Origin of the sequence: Bacillus sp. FSL E2-8868, from assembly GCF_038005505.1 — a bacterium.
Taxonomy (GTDB): domain Bacteria; phylum Bacillota; class Bacilli; order Bacillales; family Bacillaceae_G; genus Bacillus_A; species Bacillus_A mycoides.
The window spans coordinates 944,220-969,300 of sequence record NZ_JBBOTI010000001.1 but is presented as its reverse complement, the minus strand read 5'-3'; the positions used below and the strand labels follow the sequence as shown (position 1 = coordinate 969,300).

Annotated in this window: 27 protein-coding genes; 1 reads left to right on the top strand and 26 read right to left on the bottom strand. The window is 37.5% G+C overall.

Going from position 1 to position 25,081, the window contains the following annotated elements; genetic code table 11:
• Positions 1-10 precede the first annotated feature (10 nt).
• The 22 genes from sucC to NSS74_RS05160 all read right to left on the bottom strand — a co-directional run bounded on the left by sucC (position 11) and on the right by NSS74_RS05160 (position 21,786).
• A complete protein-coding gene (gene sucC / locus NSS74_RS05265; protein WP_002014529.1) occupies positions 11-1,171 on the bottom strand; it encodes an ADP-forming succinate--CoA ligase subunit beta in 1,161 nt (386 codons plus the stop codon).
• Between the two features lie 193 nt (positions 1,172-1,364).
• A complete protein-coding gene (locus NSS74_RS05260) occupies positions 1,365-2,138 on the bottom strand; it encodes a ribonuclease HII (protein ID WP_002142917.1) in 774 nt (257 codons plus the stop codon).
• A gap of 55 nt (positions 2,139-2,193) precedes the next feature.
• Positions 2,194-3,084, bottom strand: coding sequence for a ribosome biogenesis GTPase YlqF (gene ylqF, locus NSS74_RS05255; RefSeq protein ID WP_002014526.1), 891 nt, complete (start codon positions 3,082-3,084; stop codon positions 2,194-2,196).
• A 20-nt stretch (positions 3,085-3,104) separates the two neighbouring features.
• On the bottom strand, positions 3,105-3,656 hold the full coding sequence (lepB, locus tag NSS74_RS05250; RefSeq protein WP_002066791.1) for a signal peptidase I: 552 nt from the start codon (positions 3,654-3,656) through the stop codon (positions 3,105-3,107).
• Positions 3,657-3,756: 100 nt separating this feature from the next.
• On the bottom strand, positions 3,757-4,101 hold the full coding sequence (gene rplS / locus NSS74_RS05245; protein ID WP_002014524.1) for a 50S ribosomal protein L19: 345 nt from the start codon (positions 4,099-4,101) through the stop codon (positions 3,757-3,759).
• A 146-nt stretch (positions 4,102-4,247) separates the two neighbouring features.
• Positions 4,248-4,982, bottom strand: a complete 735-nt coding sequence (trmD, locus tag NSS74_RS05240) for a tRNA (guanosine(37)-N1)-methyltransferase TrmD (protein WP_002142918.1) — start codon at positions 4,980-4,982, stop codon at positions 4,248-4,250.
• Positions 4,982-5,497, bottom strand: a complete 516-nt coding sequence (gene rimM, locus NSS74_RS05235; RefSeq protein ID WP_002014521.1) for a ribosome maturation factor RimM — start codon at positions 5,495-5,497, stop codon at positions 4,982-4,984. The genes trmD and rimM overlap by 1 nt, the downstream gene beginning before the upstream one ends.
• A 121-nt stretch (positions 5,498-5,618) precedes the next feature.
• Positions 5,619-5,846, bottom strand: a complete 228-nt coding sequence (locus NSS74_RS05230) for a KH domain-containing protein (protein WP_002088196.1) — start codon at positions 5,844-5,846, stop codon at positions 5,619-5,621.
• Between the two features lie 14 nt (positions 5,847-5,860).
• Positions 5,861-6,133 (bottom strand): 30S ribosomal protein S16, encoded by a 273-nt coding sequence (gene rpsP, locus NSS74_RS05225; protein WP_000268750.1) that lies wholly within the window; start codon positions 6,131-6,133, stop codon positions 5,861-5,863.
• Positions 6,134-6,233: 100 nt separating this feature from the next.
• Complete coding sequence (gene ffh, locus NSS74_RS05220; protein ID WP_002014519.1) at positions 6,234-7,583, bottom strand: signal recognition particle protein; 1,350 nt, start codon at positions 7,581-7,583, stop codon at positions 6,234-6,236.
• Positions 7,584-7,595: 12 nt separating this feature from the next.
• Positions 7,596-7,928, bottom strand: coding sequence for a putative DNA-binding protein (locus tag NSS74_RS05215; RefSeq protein WP_002033794.1), 333 nt, complete (start codon positions 7,926-7,928; stop codon positions 7,596-7,598).
• A 132-nt stretch (positions 7,929-8,060) separates the two neighbouring features.
• A complete protein-coding gene (gene ftsY, locus NSS74_RS05210) occupies positions 8,061-9,050 on the bottom strand; it encodes a signal recognition particle-docking protein FtsY (protein ID WP_002088200.1) in 990 nt (329 codons plus the stop codon).
• Between the two features lie 14 nt (positions 9,051-9,064).
• Complete coding sequence (smc, locus tag NSS74_RS05205) at positions 9,065-12,634, bottom strand: chromosome segregation protein SMC (protein WP_002014517.1); 3,570 nt, start codon at positions 12,632-12,634, stop codon at positions 9,065-9,067.
• Between the two features lie 148 nt (positions 12,635-12,782).
• Positions 12,783-13,520, bottom strand: a complete 738-nt coding sequence (gene rncS / locus NSS74_RS05200; protein WP_002033792.1) for a ribonuclease III — start codon at positions 13,518-13,520, stop codon at positions 12,783-12,785.
• A gap of 58 nt (positions 13,521-13,578) precedes the next feature.
• The gene (gene acpP, locus NSS74_RS05195; RefSeq protein ID WP_002014515.1) at positions 13,579-13,812 is read right to left on the bottom strand and encodes an acyl carrier protein; all 234 of its coding nucleotides are present in this window, start codon (positions 13,810-13,812) and stop codon (positions 13,579-13,581) included.
• Between the two features lie 69 nt (positions 13,813-13,881).
• Positions 13,882-14,622: a 3-oxoacyl-[acyl-carrier-protein] reductase gene (gene fabG / locus NSS74_RS05190; RefSeq protein ID WP_002014514.1), complete on the bottom strand. Its 741-nt coding sequence runs from the start codon at positions 14,620-14,622 to the stop codon at positions 13,882-13,884.
• Positions 14,622-15,566, bottom strand: a complete 945-nt coding sequence (gene fabD / locus NSS74_RS05185; protein WP_002128825.1) for an ACP S-malonyltransferase — start codon at positions 15,564-15,566, stop codon at positions 14,622-14,624. Before fabD ends, fabG begins: the two co-directional genes overlap by 1 nt.
• 14 nt (positions 15,567-15,580) lie before the next feature.
• The gene (plsX, locus tag NSS74_RS05180; RefSeq protein WP_002128828.1) at positions 15,581-16,573 is read right to left on the bottom strand and encodes a phosphate acyltransferase PlsX; all 993 of its coding nucleotides are present in this window, start codon (positions 16,571-16,573) and stop codon (positions 15,581-15,583) included.
• Positions 16,570-17,163 carry a transcription factor FapR gene (fapR, locus tag NSS74_RS05175; RefSeq protein ID WP_000747354.1) on the bottom strand — a complete coding sequence of 198 codons (594 nt, stop codon included), beginning with the start codon at positions 17,161-17,163 and terminating at the stop codon, positions 16,570-16,572. The genes plsX and fapR overlap by 4 nt, the downstream gene beginning before the upstream one ends.
• A gap of 88 nt (positions 17,164-17,251) precedes the next feature.
• Complete coding sequence (gene recG, locus NSS74_RS05170; RefSeq protein WP_002142921.1) at positions 17,252-19,300, bottom strand: ATP-dependent DNA helicase RecG; 2,049 nt, start codon at positions 19,298-19,300, stop codon at positions 17,252-17,254.
• Positions 19,301-19,724: 424 nt separating this feature from the next.
• Positions 19,725-21,401 carry a DAK2 domain-containing protein gene (locus tag NSS74_RS05165; protein ID WP_002128829.1) on the bottom strand — a complete coding sequence of 559 codons (1,677 nt, stop codon included), beginning with the start codon at positions 21,399-21,401 and terminating at the stop codon, positions 19,725-19,727.
• Positions 21,402-21,423: 22 nt separating this feature from the next.
• Entirely contained in the window at positions 21,424-21,786 is a 363-nt protein-coding gene (locus NSS74_RS05160; protein WP_002014507.1) for an Asp23/Gls24 family envelope stress response protein, read from the bottom strand.
• A gap of 378 nt (positions 21,787-22,164) precedes the next feature.
• On the opposite strand from NSS74_RS05160, the gene rpmB reads away from it, so the two are divergent.
• Positions 22,165-22,353, top strand: coding sequence for a 50S ribosomal protein L28 (gene rpmB / locus NSS74_RS05155; RefSeq protein WP_000124776.1), 189 nt, complete (start codon positions 22,165-22,167; stop codon positions 22,351-22,353).
• Positions 22,354-22,426: 73 nt separating this feature from the next.
• Here rpmB and spoVM read toward each other — a convergent pair whose 3' ends face one another.
• The 4 genes from spoVM to rsgA all read right to left on the bottom strand — a co-directional run bounded on the left by spoVM (position 22,427) and on the right by rsgA (position 24,883).
• Positions 22,427-22,507, bottom strand: a complete 81-nt coding sequence (gene spoVM, locus NSS74_RS05150) for a stage V sporulation protein SpoVM (protein ID WP_001213599.1) — start codon at positions 22,505-22,507, stop codon at positions 22,427-22,429.
• A gap of 66 nt (positions 22,508-22,573) precedes the next feature.
• Positions 22,574-23,254 (bottom strand): thiamine diphosphokinase, encoded by a 681-nt coding sequence (locus NSS74_RS05145; protein WP_002014506.1) that lies wholly within the window; start codon positions 23,252-23,254, stop codon positions 22,574-22,576.
• A gap of 100 nt (positions 23,255-23,354) precedes the next feature.
• Positions 23,355-23,999, bottom strand: coding sequence for a ribulose-phosphate 3-epimerase (rpe, locus tag NSS74_RS05140; RefSeq protein ID WP_002014505.1), 645 nt, complete (start codon positions 23,997-23,999; stop codon positions 23,355-23,357).
• A gap of 2 nt (positions 24,000-24,001) precedes the next feature.
• The gene (gene rsgA / locus NSS74_RS05135) at positions 24,002-24,883 is read right to left on the bottom strand and encodes a ribosome small subunit-dependent GTPase A (RefSeq protein ID WP_002033786.1); all 882 of its coding nucleotides are present in this window, start codon (positions 24,881-24,883) and stop codon (positions 24,002-24,004) included.
• Positions 24,884-25,081 lie beyond the last annotated feature (198 nt).

Here is a 25,081-nt window from a genome sequence, read left to right as displayed (position 1 = left end):
CCGCTTTCTATTAGCCCACTAGTGAAACAATTTTTTGTGCACCGTCTGCCATAGATTCTGCTGCAACAATATTTAAACCAGACTCATTTAAAATTTTCTTTCCTAGCTCTACGTTTGTACCTTCAAGACGTACAACTAAAGGCAACTCAAGACCTACCTGCTTCGTCGCTTCAATAACACCTTCTGCGATAACATCACACTTCATAATGCCACCAAAAATGTTAACGAAGATACCCTTTACATTTTTGTCAGAAAGGATAATTTTGAATGCTTCTGTAACTTTTTCAGCTGTTGCGCCGCCACCAACATCTAAGAAGTTAGCCGGGTCACCATGGTAATGTTTAATGATATCCATTGTAGCCATTGCTAAACCTGCACCATTAACCATACAACCGATATTTCCATCTAAAGGAATGTAGTTTAAATCATATTTAGAAGCTTCAATTTCTTTTGAATCTTCTTCTTCAAGATCACGAAGTTCTAAAATGTCTTTATTGCGATATAACGCATTAGAATCAAAGTTTAATTTTGCATCTAACGCCATAACTTTACCGTCACCTGTTGTAACAAGTGGATTAATCTCAGCGATAGAGCAATCTTTTTCGATAAACGCACTGTATAAGCCCATCATAAACTTCACAGCTTGTCCTACAAGTTCTTTTGGAATATTGATGTTAAACGCGATTCTACGCGCTTGGAAACCTTGTAAACCTACTGCTGGATCAATATATTCTTTAAAGATTTTTTCAGGCGTTTTTTCTGCTACTTCTTCAATTTCTGTTCCACCTTCTTCAGATGCCATTAAAACAACTTGAGAAGTTGCACGATCTAATACAAGACCTACATAATATTCTTTTTTAATATCGCAACCTTCTTCGATAAGTAAGCGTTTTACTTCCTTACCTTCAGGACCTGTTTGATGCGTCACAAGTGTAGTTCCTAAAATGCTTTCTGCATATGTACGAACTTCTTCTAAATTTTTCGCAACTTTTACACCGCCAGCTTTGCCGCGTCCACCAGCGTGAATTTGCGCTTTAACTACACATACTTCCGTTCCTAATTCTTTCGCTGCTTCTACAGCTTCTTCTACTGTAAATGCAACCTTCCCGTTCGGAACGCTAACCCCATAGCTTCTAAGGACTGCCTTACCTTGGTACTCATGGATATTCATGGTCCCATCCTCCCCTGTTTTCCTGTTTTACTCGAAAAGTTTTTTAATGTTTAAAAAACATTACATTGCCATTGTATAAGATGATTGGCACGCTGTCTACAATAAAGTGTCAGAAAACTGAAATCGCTTTATTCTTTTTCGAAAATAATAATGTTTATATACCAAAATAAAAAATAAGCTGTGAATATACAGCTTATTTTTGAATCATATCTTTAATTGGCGCGAATGATTTTCGATGTTCTTCTAATACTCCATGTACTTCAATCGCTTCTAAATGCTGTTTCGTCCCATATCCCATATGTTGTTCGAATCCATATGCAGGATACTTTCCTCCTAACTCTTTCATCATGCGATCTCTCGTCACTTTCGCAATAATAGATGCAGCTGAAATAGAGACACTTTTCGCATCACCTTTAATGATTGATGTTTGCGGAATTGATGTAGGAAGCTTCATCGCATCGATTAATAAATATTCTGGTGTACATGATAAATTAGCAACGGCATCTAACATCGCTTGCTTCGTCGCTTGATAAATATTTATTTCATCAATAACTTGTGGTGATATAATTCCAACTCCAATCGCAATTGCATGATCTTTAATTTCATCATAAAAACGCTCACGTTTCGCTTCACTTAATTTTTTCGAGTCATTTAATCCTGGAATATAAAAATCTTCCGGAAGGACGACTGCCGCCGTCACAACCGGTCCTGCTAACGGCCCACGACCCACTTCATCAATACCAGCAATGTATGTGAGCCCTTTTTCACGTAACTCATTTTCGTACTTTGACATTTCTAGAAATTTTTCTCTTTCTTTTTGCGCTAACTCTTTTTGTTTATACCACTTCAAAATTAGTTTTTGAACACCTTTTCGCTCATCTTTCACTAACATTTGAAAACGCTCGTCTTCTTCATTCATAATTTCTTGCAGCAAACATTCCGCTTCATGAATAGTCATTTTTTGCATCTATTTACACTCCTTTTAAACGTAACCAAAAAGAAAAGACGTACAAACGCACGTCTTATACTTCTTCTACTTTTTCCGCATCTTCTACCTGCTCTGCAAACTCTTCTGGTGTTTCAAATGTCATTTTTCCTAATCTTCCACCACGAAGCTCACGAAGTATAAGCTCAGATGTTTTATCATAATCAATCATTCCGCCGCCCATTAAGCAACCTCTATTTTTTCCAATTGCATCAAATAACTCCACAATTTCTTCTGGAATGTCATTTAAATTATATCGCTCTTTTAAACGTTCCGGATAATGTTTTTCCATAAAACGTAACGCATAAATAGCTACATCCTGTAGATTTAATATAGAATCTTTAATTGCACCAGTCGTCGCTAAACGAAGACCAACTAATTCATCTTCAAATTTAGGCCACAAAATACCTGGTGTATCTAATAATTCCATTTCTTTCCCAACTTTAATCCACTGCTGGGCCGTTGTCACACCAGGACGATCTCCTGTTTTTGCTATATTCTTCTTCGCTAATTTATTAATTAGTGTAGATTTACCAACGTTTGGAATACCTACAATTAAAGCACGAATTGCTCTTGGTCTAATGCCTTTAGCAACCATTTTATCGAATTTTTCTTTGACAAGAACTTTACAAGCTGCTGCAATTTCTTTCATACCTTGTCCAGCTTGCGCATTAATTGAAATTGCCTTTTGACCTCTTTCATCAAAATATGCAATCCACTGCTTTGTAAGACGATCATCCGCCATATCCGCTTTATTTAAAACAACAAGCCTTGGTTTATGTGTAATAATTTCATCAATCATTGGATTACGAGAAGATAAAGGTAATCGAGCATCTACAAGCTCAATTACAACATCAATTAACTTTAATTTTTCTGTTACTTGGCGTCTAGCCTTTGCCATATGTCCTGGGAACCATTGAATTACCATGTTGCCACCTTCTTTTTCTTTTATTTCACAATACGCGCATCTTTTAACGGCCAATATAGCATATTTGCTTTACCAATCACTTGGTCCATTGAAATTGTACCAATCGAACGGCTATCTTTACTAAAACGACGATTATCGCCTAAAACAAATAATTGACCTTCTGGAACAGTTTTCTTTCCTGTCATTTCTTCAAGAGTAAAATCATATGTAAGCGGTCCGTCAGCAAGTTGTTTTTTCTGCTTATCTAAATACGGCTCCTCATAAGGTTTCCCGTTAACATATAGTTTATCATTACGGTATTCGATTTCGTCGCCTGGCAGGCCAATAATACGCTTAATATAATCTTTTTCTTCCGTCGCTCGGAATACAATAATATCAAAGCGTTTCGGATCACCTATGTGATAGCCAATTTTATTAACAATCATTCGATCACGGTCATGTAAAGTCGGCGACATCGATACACCGTCTACGAGAATTGGGGCAAAGAAAAACTGTCTAATTACGCCCGCTAATACAACAGCAATCAAAATTGCTTTGATCCATTCCCAAAGTGAGCTCTTCTCTTTCTTCATGCTTTCCCCTCCACTGTTATGTAAGCTGCTCGTATTATACCAAAATTTCATATAGATTGGAAAAAGGGAGCTTGTGTATTTACAAGCTCCCATACATGTCTTATCGAATTTCTTTAATACGTGCTTTTTTACCGCGAAGGTTACGTAAGTAGTATAACTTAGCACGACGTACTTTACCACGGCGAAGTACTTCGATGTTCGCGATTCTTGGCGTGTGAACTGGGAATGTACGCTCAACACCTACACCGTAAGAAATCTTACGAACTGTGAATGTTTCACTGATTCCGCCACCACGACGTTTAATTACAACACCTTCGAAAAGCTGAATTCTTTCACGAGTTCCCTCAACTACTTTTACGTGTACACGTAAAGTGTCTCCAGGACGGAATGAAGGAAGGTCAGTTTTCAATTGGCCTTTTGTGATTTCTGTGATTAATTGTTGCATATTAAATTCTCTCCTTTAAACAGATGCTCTTATAAAGTCTTATTAAATTACAGCGGAACATCGTTAATACGGCTACTGATTTCAGTAGCACAAATGTTATAATAGCATATTGCTAGGACTGTTGCAATAGAAAATATATCAAGCCCTTATCGGTCTTCTTTAATCTGTTCCAGCCATTTCTCTTCTTGCTTAGATAATTCTCGTTCTTTCAGTAAATCCGGTCTACGTGTGTATGTACGACGTAGTGACTCTTTATGGCGCCATTCATCAATGTTTTTATGATTTCCTGACATTAGTACATCCGGTACCTTCATACCACGAAAATCAGCAGGACGTGTATAATGTGGGTGTTCTAACAAACCTGTGCTAAAAGAGTCTTCCACTTGTGACGTTTGATTCCCAAGCACTCCTGGCAAAAGACGTACAACACTGTCAGTGACTACCATAGAAGCCAATTCTCCACCCGTTAATACGTAATCCCCAATAGAAATCTCATCTGTTACAAGATGCTCACGAATTCGTTCATCGTATCCTTCATAATGGCCACATACAAAAATAACATGCTCTTCTCCAGCAAGCTCTTCTGCCTTCTTCTGCGTGAAACGCTCTCCTTGTGGACACATTAAGACGATTCTCGGCTTACGGTCTGTTTCCTTCGTTAACTCTTCTACTGCGTCAAAGATAGGTTGCGGGGTTAATACCATACCAGCGCCCCCACCATACGGATAATCATCTACACTATTATGCTTACTAGTTGTATACTCACGAAAATTGACAACACGAAGCTCTACCGCTTCTTTTTCTTGTGCTTTCTTTAAAATTGAAGAACCAAATACACCCGTAAACATATCTGGAAACAATGTTAAAATGTCAATTTTCATTATAGTAGCCCTTCCATTACATGAATGGTTACTAATTTATTTTCAATGTTAACTTGAAGTACAACGTCATCAATATAAGGAATTAACAAATCTTGACCCTTTGGACGTTTAATCACCCAAACGTCATTCGCACCAGGAGATAGAATCTCTTTGATTGTCCCTAACGCTTCTCCTTCTTCCGTTACAACGTTGCAACCAATAATTTCATGGTAGTAGTATTCACCTTCAGCTAGTTCGCCTAACTGCTCTTCTGGTACTTTTATTAAAGAACCTTTTAACTTCTCTACTTCATCTACATTGTTGTATCCTTCAAGTGTTAATAAATCAAATGTCTTATGTTGACGATGAGAAGTTACCTTCACTGTAAGGTAGTCTGTACCTTTCTCATCCCATATGTATAACGTGTTCCCTACTTTATATCGCTCTTCTGGAAAATCAGTACGAGAAATAACACGAATTTCTCCTTTTACGCCATGAGTATTTACAATTTTCCCTACATTAAACCATTTTGTCATAAATAGTATGTCACCCCTGGTTTCTATATAAATTAAGCATTTCCATTTTATATATGGACCATGCAATTTCTCTTTAAATGTTAAAAAAGGGAGAGGAAATAACTCCTCGCCCTTTTTACGTTTATTGAATTTCCAGTGTGACGTTCTCATCATTATGATGTCCCACTGAATACAAGAGCATTCTAATCGCTTTCGCAACTTTCCCTTGCTTTCCAATGACTTTTCCAACATCCTCAGGATGTACAGTTAATCGATACTTTATTTCTCCGTTGCAAAGTTCCTGTGTAACTTTTACATCTCCAGGATGATCCACAAGAGGTTTAACAATTGTCTCGACTAACATCTTCATTGTCATTGCCTCAATTACTTACCTTGTTTAGATAAGTGGAATTTCTCCATGATACCTTGGTTAGAGAAAAGGTTACGAACTGTATCAGATGGTTTAGCACCATTTCCTAACCATTTTAATGCTGCTTCTTCGTTGATCTTAACTTCCGCTGGTTGAGCAACCGGATTGTAAGTACCGATTTCCTCAATGAAACGTCCGTCACGAGGAGAACGAGAATCTGCAACAACTACACGATAGAAAGGAGTTTTTTTAGCTCCCATACGTTTTAAACGAATTTTAACTGCCATTTATAAAGCACCTCCGAATTTATTTCACACAGATAATTATATTAGCAAAAAGACTATTGCTTTGTAAAGTATTTTTTCTTAACAGAGCCATCTTTTTTCCTTACATGAATGGAAACTTCAATCCACCTAGTCCTTTTTTCTTACCTTTTTGCATTCCCGTCATCGTCTTCATCATTTTTTTCATATCATCAAATTGCTTGATTAGACGATTGATTTCTTGTACCGTTGTACCGCTACCTTTGGCAATGCGCTTTTTACGACTAGCATTGATTATTTCCGGTTGTTCTCGTTCTACTTTAGTCATAGAACGAATAATTGCCTCAATATGCCCAATTTGTTTTTCATCAACTTGTGCATTTTTCAGCCCTTTAATTTTATTTGCACCAGGAAGCATTCCTAACAATTCGTCAAGCGGTCCAAGTTGACGCACTTGTCCAAGTTGTTCTAGGAAATCGTCAAGCGTAAACGAAAGCGTACGCATTTTTTGCTCAAGTTCTTTTGCTTTCTCTTCATCAACTGTAGCTTGCGCTTTTTCAATTAATGTTAAGACGTCGCCCATCCCTAAAATACGGGATGCCATACGTTCTGGATGGAACGCTTCAATTGCATCTAGTTTTTCACCCATACCAGCGAATTTAATTGGTGTATTTGTTACAGCCTTAATAGATAATGCCGCACCACCGCGCGTATCACCATCTAATTTCGTTAATACAACACCTGTTAATCCTAACTGTTCATGGAAACTTTGTGCTACATTTACCGCGTCTTGTCCTGTCATCGCATCGACAACAAGGAAAATTTCATCCGGTTTCGCAACTTCTTTGACTTTCGCTAATTCACCCATTAGTTCTTCATCAATATGCAGGCGACCCGCTGTATCGATTAAAACGTAATCGTGATGATCTTCTTTTGCTTTCGCAATCGCTTGTTTCGCAATTTCAACCGGACTTACTTGATCTCCTAAGGAGAAAACAGGCATGTCCAATTGCTTCCCTAATGTTTCAAGCTGTTTAATCGCTGCTGGACGGTAAATATCCGCTGCAACAAGCATCGGTTTACGATTATGCTTTTTACGAAGCAAATTTGCAAGCTTACCTGTCGTCGTTGTTTTACCCGCACCTTGCAGACCAACCATCATTATAACAGTAGGTGGCTTATTAGCAACAGCAATTTTGCTTTGCTCTCCGCCCATAAGTTCTGTAAGTTCTTCCTGTACGATTTTAATTACTTGTTGTCCAGGTGTCAAACTTTTCATTACATCTTGTCCGACAGCACGCTCAGACACACGCTTTATAAAATCTTTTACTACTTTAAAGTTAACATCCGCTTCTAAAAGAGCTAGACGAACTTCTCTCATCATTTCTTTTACATCGGCTTCAGAAACTTTTCCTTTGCCGCGGATTTTTTGCATTGTCTGTTGAAGTCGGTCGGCTAATCCTTCAAATGCCATATTGCCGCCCTCCTAATCTAATTTTTCGATAGCTTCAACAACTTGTTTCATTTCTTCATTCACATGCTCTTCTTCGCTGAGTAGCTGTTTTAGCTTTGCAACAAGTCGCTGTCGCTCTTGAAACTTTTGAAGTAATACTAATTTATCTTCATATTCTTCAAGCATCGCTTCAGTCCGTTTAATGTTATCATACACGGCTTGGCGACTTACATCAAATTCTTCCGCAATTTCACCAAGAGATAAATCATCTAGATAATAAAGCGACATATAACTTCTTTGTTTTTGCGTTAACAACGATTGATAAAAATCAAATAAATAGTTCATTCTCGTTGTTTTCTCGAGCATGTTGGATCATCCTTTGTTAAGTGATTTCCCTTTACATGATTTAGTTTACATGGAGTATAAAAGAGTGTCAAGTTTTTTTCTTAACATCACATATTTTTATAAAAAAAGAAGCGGAAATACCGCTTCTTTCACTTACACTTCTTCTGTTTCTACTACGTTCGCAAACAAACCATAAACATATTGTTCTGGATCAAACTGTTGCAGATCATCCATTTGCTCTCCTAGCCCAACAAATTTCACCGGAACATCCATTTCGTTACGAATCGCTAAGACGATACCACCTTTAGCAGTTCCATCTAACTTCGTTAAAACAATACCAGTAACATTCGTTGCTTCACGGAATGTTTTCGCTTGGCTTAAACCATTTTGCCCTGTTGTTGCATCAATAACAAGTAATACTTCATGAGGAGCCCCTGGTACTTCACGCTCAATTACACGCTTCACTTTCTCTAACTCATTCATTAAGTTTACTTTATTTTGTAAGCGTCCCGCTGTATCACATAGCAATACATCCACTTTACGGGCCTTTGCCGCTTGTACAGCATCATACATAACAGCCGCTGGATCAGATCCTGACCCTTGTTTAATTACTTCTACACCAACACGATCGCCCCATACTTCTAATTGCTCAATCGCCCCAGCACGGAATGTATCTCCTGCCGCCAATAGGACAGACTTACCTTCTGATTTAAATTTATGTGCAAGCTTACCAATCGTCGTCGTTTTCCCCACACCATTCACACCAACAAATAAAACTACTGTTAATTGATCCTCTTGTATGTTAACTTCATTACTAAAATCGCTGTCACCTTTGTAAATGCCCACTAGCTTTTCAGAAATAACAGCCTGTACTTCTTTCGGATCTTGAATGTTACGACGTTGCACTTCTTCTTTCAACTGATCAATTAATTCCATCACTGTCGAAACTCCGACATCCGCACTAATTAAAATTTCTTCTAATTCTTCAAAGAAATCTTCGTCTATTTTGCGGTAACGGTACACTAAGTCATTTACTTTATCAGCAAATGAATTTCTCGTTTTTTCTAATCCTTGTTTAAACTTCTCTGTTACCGTATCCGTTTGTTTTGAAATTTTTTCTTTTAATTTTTTTAAAAAGCTCATACTTCCCATCCTTCCTATCTACTTGCAACAAGTTCTTCGCCATCATCTAAACGAACAGAAACAAGCTTCGACACCCCTGATTCTTGCATTGTTACACCGTACAATACATCAGACTCTTCCATTGTACCTTTTCGGTGTGTAATTACAATAAACTGCGTTTCATCACTAAATTTCTTTAAATACTGCGCAAAACGAGCAACGTTTGCCTCATCAAGAGCTGCTTCCACTTCATCTAGAACACAGAATGGAACTGGGCGTACTTTTAAAATACCAAATAAGAGCGCAATTGCCGTTAAAGCACGCTCTCCCCCTGAAAGTAAACCTAAATTTTGTAGTTTCTTCCCTGGTGGTTGCGCTACAATATCAATACCCGTATTTAGTAAATCTTCTGGGTTTGTCATTACTAAATCCGCTCTTCCACCTCCGAATAATTCAGAGAATACAGATTGAAACTCTGTTCGAATCCCTTCGAACGTAGTAGAAAAGCGTTTTTTCATCTCTTCATCCATTTCCGTAATAAGTTGATGCAATGTCGATTTCGCTTCTTCTAGGTCATCTCTTTGCTCTAATAAGAATGTATGGCGCTCTGCTACACGTTCATACTCATCAATTGCCCCTAAATTTACTGCGCCTAACTCTTCAATGGATAGTTTAATTAGTTTCACCTTTTTACGTGCATCTTCTGCAGGCATCATCATTGTATACTTAAGTTTTGCTGCTTCAAATGAAATAGTATATGTTTCACGTAAATGTTGCAATCTATTTTCCAGCTCTACATCAAGTCGGTTAATTTTCACTTCTTGATCTTTCAGCATCTCAAGAATATATTTATGTTTACCTATTGTTTCTTTCACACCGCGCTCTAAATGCTCGACTCTTTCTTGCAATGATACGCGTTGTTCACGACGAGAACGAATTAACTCCGAAGTTTGATTACGATCATACGCTTTCTTCTCAATCATATTCGTAATTTGTTCTTCGCCACTTGAATTAGATGTCATCTCTTGCTTTAAGAACGCTAAATCTTCTTTCGTTTTTACAAGCGTCGCATCAGTCTCTTCTTTTTCCTTCGTCAATCGTTCGACTTTTTCTTTTTGATTAGACAAACGTTGTTGTTGTTCAGCAGCTTGTACTTTTAGCTCCGTCATTTCCTTCTGAACTTTTTCTTTTGAAGAATATTGTTCACTTTTTTGTTTCGTTAAAACGACGATTTTGCTATCTAATTCCCCAATCTCAGCTTGAAGAGTCGCTAAAATCTTTTCTAACTCTTCTTTGCGCCCTTGCATTTTTACTTGATCTTGTAAAAATCCTTCAATCTCTAAATCGTAAATCGATAAACGATCATTAATACGATGTTCATCTAATTCTAAACGATTAATTTCTTCTCTTAGCTTCTGTTCATCTACACGTTCGGTCTCTACACCTTGGCGTAACTCTCGTATTTGTACTTCTTTTTCTTGAATCTCTTGCTTTACTGCTTTAACAAAGTTTTCTAGCTTCGTTGTTTTTTCTTCCATGTCAGTTAGTTTTTTAGTCCACTCTTCAAGTTCACGTTGACGTCCCAATAAAGAGGATTTCGCCTGTTTTACAGCTCCACCCGTCATAGAACCACCCGGGTTCACTACGTCACCTTCGAGTGTTACAATACGATAGCGGTATTGCAGTTGTTTCGCTAACTCATTTGCTCCGCGTAAATCTTTCGCAACAACAACTGTACCTAATAAACTTGAAACTACATTCTCATATTTATTATTGTACTGCACAAGTTCTGCCGCTACACCGACAAACGATGGATGCTGATTCACAATGCGTAATTGATCAAATGATAGCGATCGGCTTTTAATAACAGCTTGAGGTAAAAACGTTGCACGGCCATGTTTATTTTGCTTTAAAAATGCAATTGCATTACGAGCATGCTCTTCTGTTTGTACTACGATATGTTGCATCGCAGCCCCAAGGGCGATTTCCATTGCGATTTCATATTCTTTCGGCACAGTCAGAAGTTCTGCAACAGCTCCCTCAATACCTTGTAGTCTATTTTCTCTAGCCTTTAATACTTCACGTACCCCTTGATAGAAGCCAGAGTAGTCCTCTTGCATCTCTTCTAACATTTCTTTACGAGAGCGCGCCTGTTGCACAAATTGATACGCTTGATACAGTTTCGTTTCATTTTCACTATACTGTGACTTACATTTCCCAAGTGCCGTTTCTGTCTTCTGTATGTTAGAAATAATGCCAGCTATTTTCTCTCTCGCTTGCTCATAACTGTCTACAAGTTTCGCCTTTTTCGCTGTAATTTCCACACGCATCTGTACATACTTTTCATTTTCTTCATCAAGTCGTTCGTTTTTAGAGTTTTGCTGTTTTGATTGTTCTTCAATCATAGATAATTCATTACGAAGACTTGCTTGTTGATTTAAAAGTTCAATATAGTCACCTTTTAAATTCTCAATTTGTTCCTCTAAATTCTCAGCAAAAGTCGCAAGTAATTGCTCGTTATCATGCAATTTCTTCTCCAATTCTTTTACTTGATTCACAAATTGCATTAAAGCTTCTGTACTTGTTTCAATTTCACCATCATAACTTGTAGTTTTCTCTGTTAACTCAACAATTAGCTTTTCAAGCTGCGCACAATGTGTCGTTGCATTTTGCTTTCTTTCCTTTAACAGCTCGCGTTGCCCTTCTAGTTTTTCTAGTTCTTTACTAGACAGAAGTAGAACTTCTTGTAAGGAATTTACAGATTCATCAACGGCTTGTAATTGCCCGCGTAATTCCTCAAGCTCTTCTTCACTTTTTTGTAAGTTCGCCGACATTTTAGCTTCTTCATCTTTATTATGCCCAAATTGATTTCGAAGCGCTTCCCACTTTTCATGTAATTCTTCAATTTCATGTACAATAAGCGCAGCTTCTACTTTCTCTAATTCTTCTTTTTTCTCAAGATAATCTTTCGCAATAGAAGCTTGTCTTTCTAGTGGTTCTACTTGACTACTTAATTCGTGAATAATATCTTGTACACGATTTAAGTTTTCTTGTGTTTCCGCCAATTTCCCTTCAGCTTTCTTTTTACGAAGTTTATATTTCAGCACACCCGCAGCTTCTTCAAATACACCACGACGTTCTTCTGATTTACTACTCAAAATCTCTTCGACTTTCCCCTGGCTAATAATCGAAAAAGCTTCCCTTCCCATACCAGAGTCCATAAATAAATCAATAATATCTTTTAATCTACAAGATTGTTTATTAATATAAAAATCACTATCACCCGAACGAGATACACGACGCGTTACACACACCTCGTTATACTCAATCGGTAAGCGTTGGTCTTCATTATTTAAAGTTAATGTAACTTCAGCAACATTAACCGCTCTTCTCGTATCACTGCCGGCAAAAATAATATCCTCCATCTTTGCACCGCGTAATGACTTTGCAGATTGTTCACCAAGTACCCAGCGAATTGCATCAGTAATATTACTTTTCCCGCTCCCGTTAGGTCCTACTACAGAAGTTACACCTGGAACAAAATCGACAGATACACGCTCAGCAAAAGACTTAAATCCTGCTATTTCTAATCTTTTTAAAAACACGAAAGGCCTTCCTCCTATTCTCCGTTGTTGTAAACGTTGTCTGTACGAAAACAAACTACTATACGGATTTCCCACTCCTTTTATTTATAAATAAAAGGAAAGTTTCATTCTATGCATAAGGAATCCCCCTCATTCAAAGGGGGATTCCTCATGATTGTTCTTTTAATTTTTTCAATGCTTCTGCAGCAGCTTGTTGCTCTGCCTCTTTTTTTGACTTGCCACTTCCAAGACCTAATGCCTCATTATTTAAAGTTACGCGGGACACAAATTCTCGGTTATGGGCCGGTCCTTTTTCTTGCAAAATTTGATACTCAACATTGCCACTACCATCACGCTGAATCAATTCTTGCAATTGACTCTTATAATCCATCACATGAGAAAAAGCACCTTCATTAATTTTTGGATATACAACTTCTTTTAAGTAACCCCAAACTGTTTCTAGCCCTTGATCAAGATAAAGGGCACCAATAAACGCTTCAAAGACATCCGCTAATAAAGCTGGTCGTTCACGTCCACCCGTCATTTCCTCACCTTTCCCTAATAAAACAAGGCTACCAAATGACATTTCGTTTGCAAAACGAACAAGAGATGGCTCACATACAATAGCTGCACGTAGTTTTGTTAACTCTCCTTCGCTCATTGTCGGATATTTTTGAAACAGATACTGTGATACAGTGAGTTCCAATACAGCATCGCCAAGAAACTCAAGACGCTCATTGTCCTCATGCGGTTTTTTTCGATGCTCATTCACATACGATGAATGCGTAAACGCTTGAATCAATAATTTTTCATCTGTAAACGTAATACCTATCTCTTCTTGAAATACTTTAAAAGCTTCACGATATTTTGCTTCGTATTTTTTTTCTCTATGTTTTCGGTACGGCATAGGTCCCTCCAGATATAAGCCGAGAAGCCCCGTTAAAAAACGGGACTTCACTTAAGCATTATAGATGACTCTCTATGTAAGTCACAGCATCGCCAACAGTAGCAATCTTTTCAGCATCTTCATCAGAAATTTCCATTTCGAATTCATCTTCTAATTGCATTACAAGTTCTACTACATCTAGGGAGTCTGCGCCTAAATCTTCTTTGAAGCTTGCAGCTGGTACTACTTCAGTTTCTTCTACTCCTAAACGATCAACGACAATTTTGGTTACACGCTCTAAAACATCTGCCATTCTATTCACCTCCCCTCAAATATTATATAAAATATTGTCCAAAAAAACTAGGTGAAATCGATTCTTTTATTACATTACCATACCGCCATCAACATTTAACGTTTGACCTGTAACATATTTACTTTGATCAGAAGCAAAAAACGTTACAGTATTTGCGATATCTTGTGCTTCTCCAAACTGAGCTGCAGGAATTAATTTTAACATTTCGGCTTTTATATTTTCATCTAATACATCCGTCATATCAGTTGCAATAAACCCTGGAGCAATTGCATTTACAGTAATATTTCGGCTCGCTAATTCTTTTGCTGATGTTTTTGTTAATCCAATTACACCAGCTTTAGCAGCAACATAATTTGCTTGTCCTGGGTTTCCTGTTACACCAACAACAGAAGCGATATTAATAATACGTCCATGACGTTGACGCATCATATAGCGCGATACTGCTTTCGTACATAAGAAAACACCTTTTAAGTTTGTATTAATAACTGTATCCCATTCTTCTTCTTTCATACGCATTAATAAATTATCTTTTGTTACACCAGCGTTATTTACAAGAATATCAACTTGTCCAAACGTATCTACAGTTTGTTTCACCATTGCAGTAACATCATCAGCATTTGCAACATCTGCTCTTACTGCAATGGCATCTGAACCTAATTTCTTTATTTCATCAACTACTTCATTCGCCTTTTGCTCATTACCAGCATAATTTACTACAACATTTGCCCCTTGTTTCGCTAAATCAATAGCAATCGCACGACCAATCCCACGTGAAGCACCAGTTACTAATGCTACTTTCCCTTTTAACATCAGCTTTCTCCTCTCAAATTTGAAATGGTATCTTTTAATGTCTCTTCATCATATACCGCATATGCTTTCACTGAAGAATCAATCGACTTCATAAGACCAGCAAGTACTTTTCCAGGTCCGATTTCAATAAATGTATCTACCCCTTGATTCACCATATACTCAATAGATGGGTACCATAATACAGGCGAATAGAGCTGTTCAATTAGCTTTGCTTGAATATCTGTACCACGCGTAATAACATCTGCCGTAACATTTGCAATAACAGGAATATTCGTGTCTTGAATTGTAATTTCATTTAAAACACTTTGGAATTTCTCAGCAGCTGGTTTCATAAGCGAGGAATGAAACGGTCCACTTACTTTGAGCGGAATTGCTCTTTTAGCACCATTTTCTTTCGCTCTTTGAGAAGCAAGCTCTACTCCTTGCTTTGTTCCAGAAATAACAATTTGCTTCGTACTATTCATATTAGCAATTTGTACTGCATATCCTTCACTTGTTACTTCTTCTGTAACTCGTTTCAGCATATCCGGATCCGCACCTAAAATAGCTGCCATTGCACCTTCCCCGCCTGGAACAGCTTCTTCCATATATTCCCCGCGTTTCCTTACAGCATATACAGCGTCTTCGAATGTTAATGCACCAGCAGCTACAAGAGCGCTATATTCACCTAAACTATGTCCTGCGACAAAATCAGGTGTAATATCATACTCCTTCAAAGCTGTTAAAATTGCAAAGCTCGTTGTTAATAGTGCCGGCTGCGCATTTGTTGTTAATGTTAACTTTTCTTGCGGTCCTTCAAAAATCACTTCTGAAAGAGAATCATGCAAAACCTCATCCGCTTTTGCAAACACTTTCGCAACCTCTTTATTATTCTCCGCTAACTGTCTACCCATTCCAACTGCCTGTGAACCTTGGCCCGGAAAAAGAAATGCTATTTTTCCCATTTCAAATCCTCCTCTTATTGAAGCGGCTCCTTCTCCATTACACTTGAAATTGTAGGAATTACTTCTTTCGCTACCATTTCTCTCGTTTGACGAATCGCACTAAATATCGATTGGTCATTAGAAGAACCGTGAGCCTTAATGACAGGAGCTTTCAATCCAAACAACGCCGCTCCCCCATACTCCGAATAATCCATTTTATCTTTCAATACCATAAGTTTTGGTTTTAATACCGCTGCTGCTAATTTGCTCGTAAACGAACTCATTAATTGTTCTTTTAACATAGAGAATAACGCAAGTGCTGTTCCTTCTAATGATTTTAGCGCTACATTACCCGTAAAACCATCACATACAACAACGTCTGCTACACCTTGCAATAAATCTCTTGATTCAACGTTTCCAACGAAATTAATTGGTGCATCCTTGAGCATAGCAAAGACTTGTTTTGAAAGCTCGTTTCCTTTACCATCCTCTGTTCCAACGTTTAAAAGTCCAACGCGTGGATTTTTAATTCCTCTTACCTTCTCTGCGTAAACAGAGCCCATTACTGCATATTGATATAAATGAATTGGTTTTGCATCAACGTTGGCTCCAACATCTAACATAACAAAACCTTCTCCATCAACAGTTGGCATTGTAGGTGATAAAGCTGGTCGTTCAATTCCTTCCATACGACCAACAACAAACAATCCAGCTGCCATCAAAGCTCCTGTACTACCTGCTGATATACAAGCATCCGCTACGCCGTCTTTTACTTGCTGCGCCGCTAGTACCATTGAAGCTTGTTTTTTTCGACGAACCGCTCTTACTGGTTCGTCTGTCGATTCAATTTTTTCGTCCGTATGAAGTATAGTAATTCGCTCTTCACTCGTTAAATATTGACGAATTCCCTCTTCTTTCCCTACTAACGTAATATGTAAATCTGAGTATTCCTTAATAGCTTTCATTGCTCCTAATACTACAGCCTTTGGTGCATGATCGCCGCCCATTGCATCTATTGCGATTTTCATAAGTTGTTACCTTCCTCACTATAATTACTAGATCGATACATTTCAAAAGTGCCTGTAAAGACAAGTTCTTCTCCAACAAAACTACGCACTTTGACAACCGTCCGTCCTTTATCATTCTCTACATCTTCAACACGTACTTTTGCAACAACACGCTCTCCTAATTTTACAGGACGAATATATCGAATGGTGGACTTTGCAGTTAAAGCTAATTCTTCATCAATAACCGCAACAGCTAGTGAGTTTGCTTGTGCAAACAAATGATGCCCACGAGCAATTTGATTTCTTTTAAATACATGTTCTACCTTTACTTCAAAGATAGAAATCGCATGTCTATCTAATTCTATATCAATAATTTCTCCGACAACCTCTTCTAACGGTAAAGATTTCACATCTTCTTCATGTTGTTTTGTAGCCACATGCTTAATTCGTTCTCTTAATTCAGGAATAGATAATTCCATACGATCAAGACGAACAGTTTGTATGCTCACTTGAAATTTTTCCGCTAAATCTTCATCCGTTATAAAAGGATTCGTTTCTATTGTTTGTTGTAATAATTCTTGTCTTTCTTTTTTACTTCTTCTTTTTTTCATACCGCACCATCCATTTTTATGACTAGGTACTAAAAGTAGTATATAATCATTAAAAGTAGAATGCAACAAAAACTTTTGCAGACTACTTTTAATCGAGCTTCTCTCCCTGGAACACACCTGTCCCATCAAGATAAGTACGCAGCGAAGCATACTGATCATTATGCCAAAACGCTTCTGAATCAACTAGTATCGCTGCATCTTGTCTTGCTGTTTCTAACGCCCGATAATCATGTACCATATCAGCAACCTTAAATTCTGGTAGACCACTTTGCTTACTTCCAAAGAAATCCCCAGGACCTCGTAACTCTAAATCTTTTTCTGACAATACAAATCCATCATTTGTTTCAGTCATAATGCGCATTCTTTCTTTTCCCGTTTCTGATTTCGGGTCCGCAATTAATAAACAATATGATTGTTCACTACCACGCCCAACACGCCCCCTTAGCTGATGGAGCTGTGATAAACCGAAACGTTCCGCGTCATAAATAACCATAACAGTCGCATTTGGTACATTCACGCCTACTTCAACAACTGTTGTCGACACAAGAATTTGCACTTTATTTTCACTAAACTGTCCCATTATCTCTTCTTTTTCTTGAGATGATAGTCTCCCATGCATTAATCCAACTTGGCATTTCCCTTGATAATGATGAGTCAGCATACTATGTAAGTCGATAGCATTTTGTACATCAAGCTTCTCAGACTCTTCAATAAGAGGGCAAATAACATATGCCTGTCTTCCTTTTTTTATCTCTTTCTCCACAAAGCCGAGGACACGATCTAACATATCATGTTTTGCCCAGTACGTTTCGATTACCTTTCTACCAGCTGGCATTTCGTCGATAATAGAAACGTCCATCTCTCCAAATGCAGTGATAGCTAACGTACGCGGGATTGGGGTCGCCGTCATAAACAATACATCTGGGCTTTCACCTTTCTCACGTAAAACCCGGCGCTGCGCCACACCAAATCGATGCTGTTCATCGGTAATAACGAGACCTAACCTATGAAATATAACTTCGTCTTGAATTAAAGCGTGCGTTCCAACAAGGATGTCTACTTCTCCCTGTTCTAATCTCGACAAAATTTCTCGACGTCTCGCACCTTTAACAGAACTTGTTAGCAATTCAACCTTCATACCGAAATGTGAAAACGTCTCCGCGAGCGACTGATAATGTTGCTCGGCTAAAATTTCTGTAGGAACCATCAAAGCACCTTGATAATGAGCCAATTTCGCCGCATAAAGAGCAATCGCAGCAACAACTGTTTTCCCAGAACCTACATCCCCTTGCAATAATCGATTCATTCGGTACGGAGATATCATATCTTTCATTATTTCATCTACAACCCGGCGTTGTGCACCAGTTAATGGAAACGGAAGCGCATCAGTAAACTCTTGCAATTCTACTAATGAAATTTCCTTTTTCGTCCCTTTCGAGTTTTCCCTTTCCATTTTCCGTAATGTTTGCATTTTCAACTGAAACAAGAAAAACTCCTCATATACAAAACGGCGACGCGCTTGCTTTAAGTCTTCCTGTCCCACTGGAAAATGTAACCCTCTGAGCGCTTCATAGCGTGATAATAATTTATATCGACTTAACAAACCATCTGGTAACACTTCGACTATAGAATCTCCATACTCCTTAAATGCTTGTGCAACAAACCGGCGCATCTGTTTTACTGTCAGTTTTCCTTTCACTGAATATACAGGTTCTACTTCTTGTTGTCGTACAACCGGTCCAAAATTCAGTTCTGATACAGCAATTGTTTGGCGATGCTGATCCCATTTACCAGTAATCGTTACCGTTTCATCTAAATTTAACTTTTGTTTATAGTATGGTCTATTAAAACATACAGCTGTAATTAAATAACGACCGACGAGAACACGAACTGTAAGACGTGACTTCTTCTTCCCATAATATTGCAGTAAAGGAGCACTATGAACTTTCCCCTCAACCGTTACACGCTCGTCATGCTTTACTTCAGCAAGATCTTTCATCGCATAGTCTTCATAGCGGTACGGAAAATGTTCTAATAGATGAGAAACTGTATAAATTCCCATCTCGTGTAACAACTCCGATGTTTCTCCTCCGATTCCCTTTACATCCGTAACAGGAACTTGTACAATTTCATTCAAGATTCTCACGCTCCGTCACATTATTTTCTTTGATTCATTCTATTGATTATCCATTATTATCATTGACATCTGTAATCGCTCTCTTTCACCTTATATATTCTATCATAGGCATTCTAAGAGAAACTACTCTAATCCCTCTATATAAAGTGAAACTATAATCAGTGGGCGCTTACGGGCAGTTAATCTCCCACTTAACTTCTTTGCTCCAGCCGAATATAGGGGGTGGAAGTTTTACTGCCCACAAATAGCGGGATAAAACAAAGTTGTACAATACGTAAGAAAAGAGCCTCACTATTAGCAGCAAGGCTCTTTTCTATCATCAATATGCTAGCCTTTTGAATAAAAACTAGTAATAAACTTCATATCACTATTTCTTATCCATTAGCAAGTAAGTAACCCATTTATTTTCAAATCGAATCTTTTCTTATTCTACAGAGAAGATGAAAGAATACACCGGTTGGTTCCCTGCATGTACTTCTACTTCTGCATCTTCAAAGTTCTCTTCTACAAACGCAACTAATTTAGCCACTTCTTCATCTGTTGCATCTTCACCTTGTAGAATCGTTACGATTTCAGAATCTTCATCAATTAGCGCTTCTAGTAATTGCTTTGCAGCTCCTACTTTCTCAGCATTTGTAGATACAATTTTCCCATCTGCAATACACATGAAATCATCTTTTTGAATCGCTACACCGTCAATTTCCGTATCACGAACAGCATACGTAATCTGACCTGTTTTCACATGAGTTAAAGCTTCTTTCATGTTTTCTTCATTCTCTTCTAGCGTTCCAACTGGATTAAATGCTAACATTGCAGCCATACCTTGAGGAACTGTTTTTGAACGAATAACAATAACTTCTTGTTCTACAACTGACGCTGCTTGTTCTGCTGCCATCACGATATTCCCGTTATTTGGTAAGATGATGATTTTTTCAGCATTTGCCTCTTCAATCGCCTTCACAATATCCTCCGTACTCGGATTCATCGTTTGGCCACCTTCGATAACTTTCGTTGCACCAATGCTCTCAAATAGAGTTTTAATACCCGATCCCATAGCTACAGTTACAATACCATACGGTTGTTTCTCTATTGGCTGATTCGTTTGTTCAGGTACCATGGTAGGTTCATCTAATAAAGCAGTATGCTGTTCACGCATATTTTCTACTTTGATCTTAATTAGACTACCGTAACGTTGTCCATAGTTCATAGGATCTCCAGGATGTTCCGCATGAATATGAACCTTTACAACCTCATCATCCGATACAACAAGTAGTGAATCTCCGTACACACTAATATCTTCACGGAATTTTTGTTCAGAGAAATTATGTTCCTTCATTTTTCCAGGCTCTAATTTCACCATGAATTCCGTACAATATCCATACTTAATATCTTCTGTACTCAATTGGCTTTGTACACTACGGTGATGTTCTGCACGTACCATGTCATTCATAGATGGTTGGGCAGGCATATTAGAAGAAATCGTTTCTCCTTTTAAGTCAGCTAAAAATCCTTCATATACAACAACAAGACCTTTACCACCGCTATCTACAACGCCAACTTGTTTTAATACAGGTAATAAATCTGGCGTACGATTTAACGATGCGTTTGCTTCTTTTACAACGTCTTCCATAAACAAAACAAAGTCGCGCTGTTTTTTCGCAACTGTCACTGCATATTTACCCGTTTCTCTTGCAACCGTTAAAATCGTTCCTTCAATTGGTTTCATAACCGCTTTGTAAGCTGCCTCTACTCCAGCTTCTAAAGCTGCAGCAAAATCAACTGTCGTTAATTCTTCTTTTTGTTCAATGGATTTAGAGAAACCACGGAATAACTGAGATAAAATAACCCCAGAGTTACCACGAGCTCCCATTAATAATCCTTTGGCTAAACTTACACCGACTTTACCAGCATGCTGCGAAGGATTTGCTTTCACTTCACGTGCGCCTGAAGTCATTGATAAGTTCATGTTTGTACCGGTATCGCCATCTGGAACTGGGAATACGTTTAATGCATCAACAAGCTGAACATTATTTGTTAAATTATTGGCTCCTTGAATGATCATTTGTGATAAACGTTTTCCATCAATTTTTTGAATTGACACAGATTTTCCTCCTTAATGCACATTACAAGTTTATTACTTTAACTCCTTGTACGTAGATGTTTACAGAATCTACTGCTAGTCCTACAGTTTGATCTAATGTATATTTCACTTTAGTCTGCACGTTATGTGCTACTTCTGAAATTTTCGTACCATAGCTCACAATAATATACATATCAATATGTACTTCATCTTCATTTTTACGAACAATAACGCCTCTAGTGAAGTTTTCTTTTCGTAAAATTTCTGTTAATCCATCTTTTAACTGATTTTTTGATGCCATACCTACGATACCGTAGCAATCTACTGCGGCACCTCCAGCAATTGTTGCAATTACATCTGTACTAATATCAATTTGACCGTACTTCGTTTTAATTTCAATTGACATCTCGTTTCCCCCTTCATAAATGGTGAAAGTGAGCTAGACTACTTTAGTTACTATCATATAATCTTTTTAAAGAAAATTCCATCGTTCTTTCTTTTTCACTCTCATATTTTATGTTTTAAATTACATTTTTTTATGATGAGCAAAATAGTCCATTGTTATTATACAACATGTACCACTATAATATGTCAAGCAATTTTTCTTGATTTCACCTTTTCTTCATTGACATATAGTGTCAAGTATTTTTTCTTGATTTCTTTTTCCTACGGTGTTGCATTCTCTTTTTAGTTGTGTTAAATTATAGTAGTGTTTTTAGCATCGCATAAAAGACTAATATTGAAAAATTACGTATGTTACGGTAGTTAAGGGAGGGAAATATAAATGGCTCGTGTTTGTGCTATCACTGGAAGAAAAGCTCGTTCTGGTAACTCTCGTTCTCACGCAATGAACGCTACAAAACGTAAATGGGGCGCTAACCTTCAAAAAGTTCGCGTACGCATCGACGGAAAAGTTCAACGTGTTTACGTTTCTGCTAGAGCATTAAAATCTGGCAAAATCGAACGTGTTTAATAATAAAAAAAAGAGCCGCTAGGCTCTTTTTTTATTATACCATTGGAAAAAGCACCGGTAATAGGTGCTTTTTTTAGTCTTTTTTGAAGGTATTTAACATCGCACGAACAATTCCACCAAGAAATTTAGGTAACTTAATTGTATAAAATCTCATGGTTTCCCTCCTAATCCCCATTACTCCACTTGTTCACTATATGATGCAAGGAGCAAAATTGTTTCTTCAATCAGTGCTTCTTATCATCATTAATATGCCAGAAGTGAATGAAAAAGTACCTTTTTCCTCAACGAGTTCATTACTAATACAAAGTGTCGATCCCCACTCTATTGTTTTATTAGTAAGGGGATACTTAAAACCGTGAAGTGTAATACCTTCTACCCTTTCAGTAACTGGTACAAATGATACGTATGGAAAATGTTCGTTTCCTTCAATTATATACATACCAAACTTTTTCACCATTATTTCATTTTTATTGTCCACAATACACATTTCTATATTTACTTCTAATCCCTTTAAAAGCATCTGAATATTTGCTAAACCATGATCAAGTCTTCCACCAGTAGCACCAAAAATACGAATTAATTTTGGTTTCTGTTCTAAAGCCCAGCTAATTGCAATTTCTAAATCTGTTTGATCTTTTTCTCGCGGGACGATATGTAATTCATTTGTTTGTTGCCTCATCCATGCTAATTCCTCATCAGTAACTGAATCATAATCCCCAAACGCAACAGCCGGAGTGATTCCTCTTTTCAACAAACGGTACACTCCTCTATCAACGGCCGCCCAAACTACTTCTTCATTTTCATACCGCGAAAAATCTGCGCAGTATTCTGCAGGTCCTCCCGCTAAAATATGAATAATCATTTTTCCTTCCCCTTCTATTGTAAAAAGGCAATCTGCCATTCGGTAGATTGCCTTTCTCCTTATTTGCCACTCTAACATGTATAAATAGTGAAGTCTTAATGAACTAGAAGCTTCACTAGGATAAAGGTTCGTTCATTCTTTATCCGCGAATTACACGAATTGCTTCACCGCGGTCTTTTTGATTGTATACTGCTGATCCCGCTACAAGAACATTCGCTCCTGCTTCAATACAAAGTCTTGCCGTTTCAGCGTTGACACCACCATCAACTTCAATTTCCACTTCTAGATTTCGCTCTTTAACCATTTCTGCAACTTGTTTGATTTTCGGTAATACAGAATGAATAAACTTCTGCCCGCCAAATCCAGGATTTACTGTCATAAGTAATACCATGTCTATATCTTCTAATACATGCTCAATCGTTGAAACTGGAGTATGTGGATTTAATACAACCCCTGCTTTAATGTCATGAGATTTAATTAACTGAATTGTACGATGTAAATGAGGACACGCTTCTACATGAACAGTAATAATATCCGCTCCCGCTTTTGCGAAAGTTGGGATATAGTTATCAGGATTTTCAATCATTAAATGTACATCTAACGGTAATGATGTAATCGGACGGATTGCTTCTACAATTAATGGTCCAATCGTAATATTTGGTACGAAATGCCCATCCATTACATCGACGTGAATATAGTCAGCTCCGCCTTTTTCTACATCTTTAATCTCTTCCCCTAATCTTGAAAAATCTGCTGATAAAATCGATGGTGCAATTTTAATCATGACTAATACCTCGGCTTTCTCTCTCTAATTTCTTCTACGAATTGTTTGTAATTCTTATAACGATATTCGGTAATCTTTCCTTCTTCCACCGCAGCTTTCACCGCACATTTCGGTTCAGCAAGGTGTGTACACCCTCTAAATTTACAGTATTGGCTCGCTTCTTTCAACTCTGGAAAACAATATGTAAGATCTTCTACCTCTATATCTATGAAATCAAGCGAACTAAAACCAGGTGTATCCGCAACAAGTCCGCTTCCAACTGTAATTAATTCTACGTGTCTTGTCGTATGCTTTCCACGTCCTAAATGTGAAGAAATATCATTAGTTTTCAATTCTAAATCTGGACGTAATACGTTTAGCATTGAAGATTTCCCAACACCAGATTGGCCTGCAACGACGGAAATACAACCTTCTAAGAATGGTTTCAGAATATCAATACTTTCCGATGTATTTATAGAAGTAAACAACACATCATAACCCATTTCACGATAATCATTTGCATAAGATTCAACAGTTTCTTTCATTTTTTCATCTACTAAATCCATCTTACTAATACAAATAATTGGTTTAATGTTATGATATTCAATTAATACTAAAAATCGATCTAACAGTCCTGGATTAAAATCTGGTTCTACCGCAGAGAAAACAAGAATAGCTTGATCAACATTAGCAATAGGAGGTCTAACAAGTTCATTTTTCCGATCAAATACTTCTAACACATAACCTTCATTCGGATTATCCGCTTGAAAAACAACTTGGTCTCCTACAAGTGGCGTAATTTTGTTCTTTCTAAATACACCACGCCCACGACATTGTGTAATCCCTTCCTCATTCTGCACATAATAAAACCCACTTAGAGCTTTTACAATTTTTCCTTCTGGCATATAATTCTCCTTTATTTTGTATAAAATGAAACTGCAATTAAATATGAATAGACTAGCGTTCTGTAAACAATTAGTTCAAAGCCCACCAAATATATATCCAGGTTCATATATTTAATCTACCATCAAATTTGAAATATTATTTACAACAGTATCACTTTTACAGCTTTTTGAATCATATATTTTTGCCTGTTATACAGT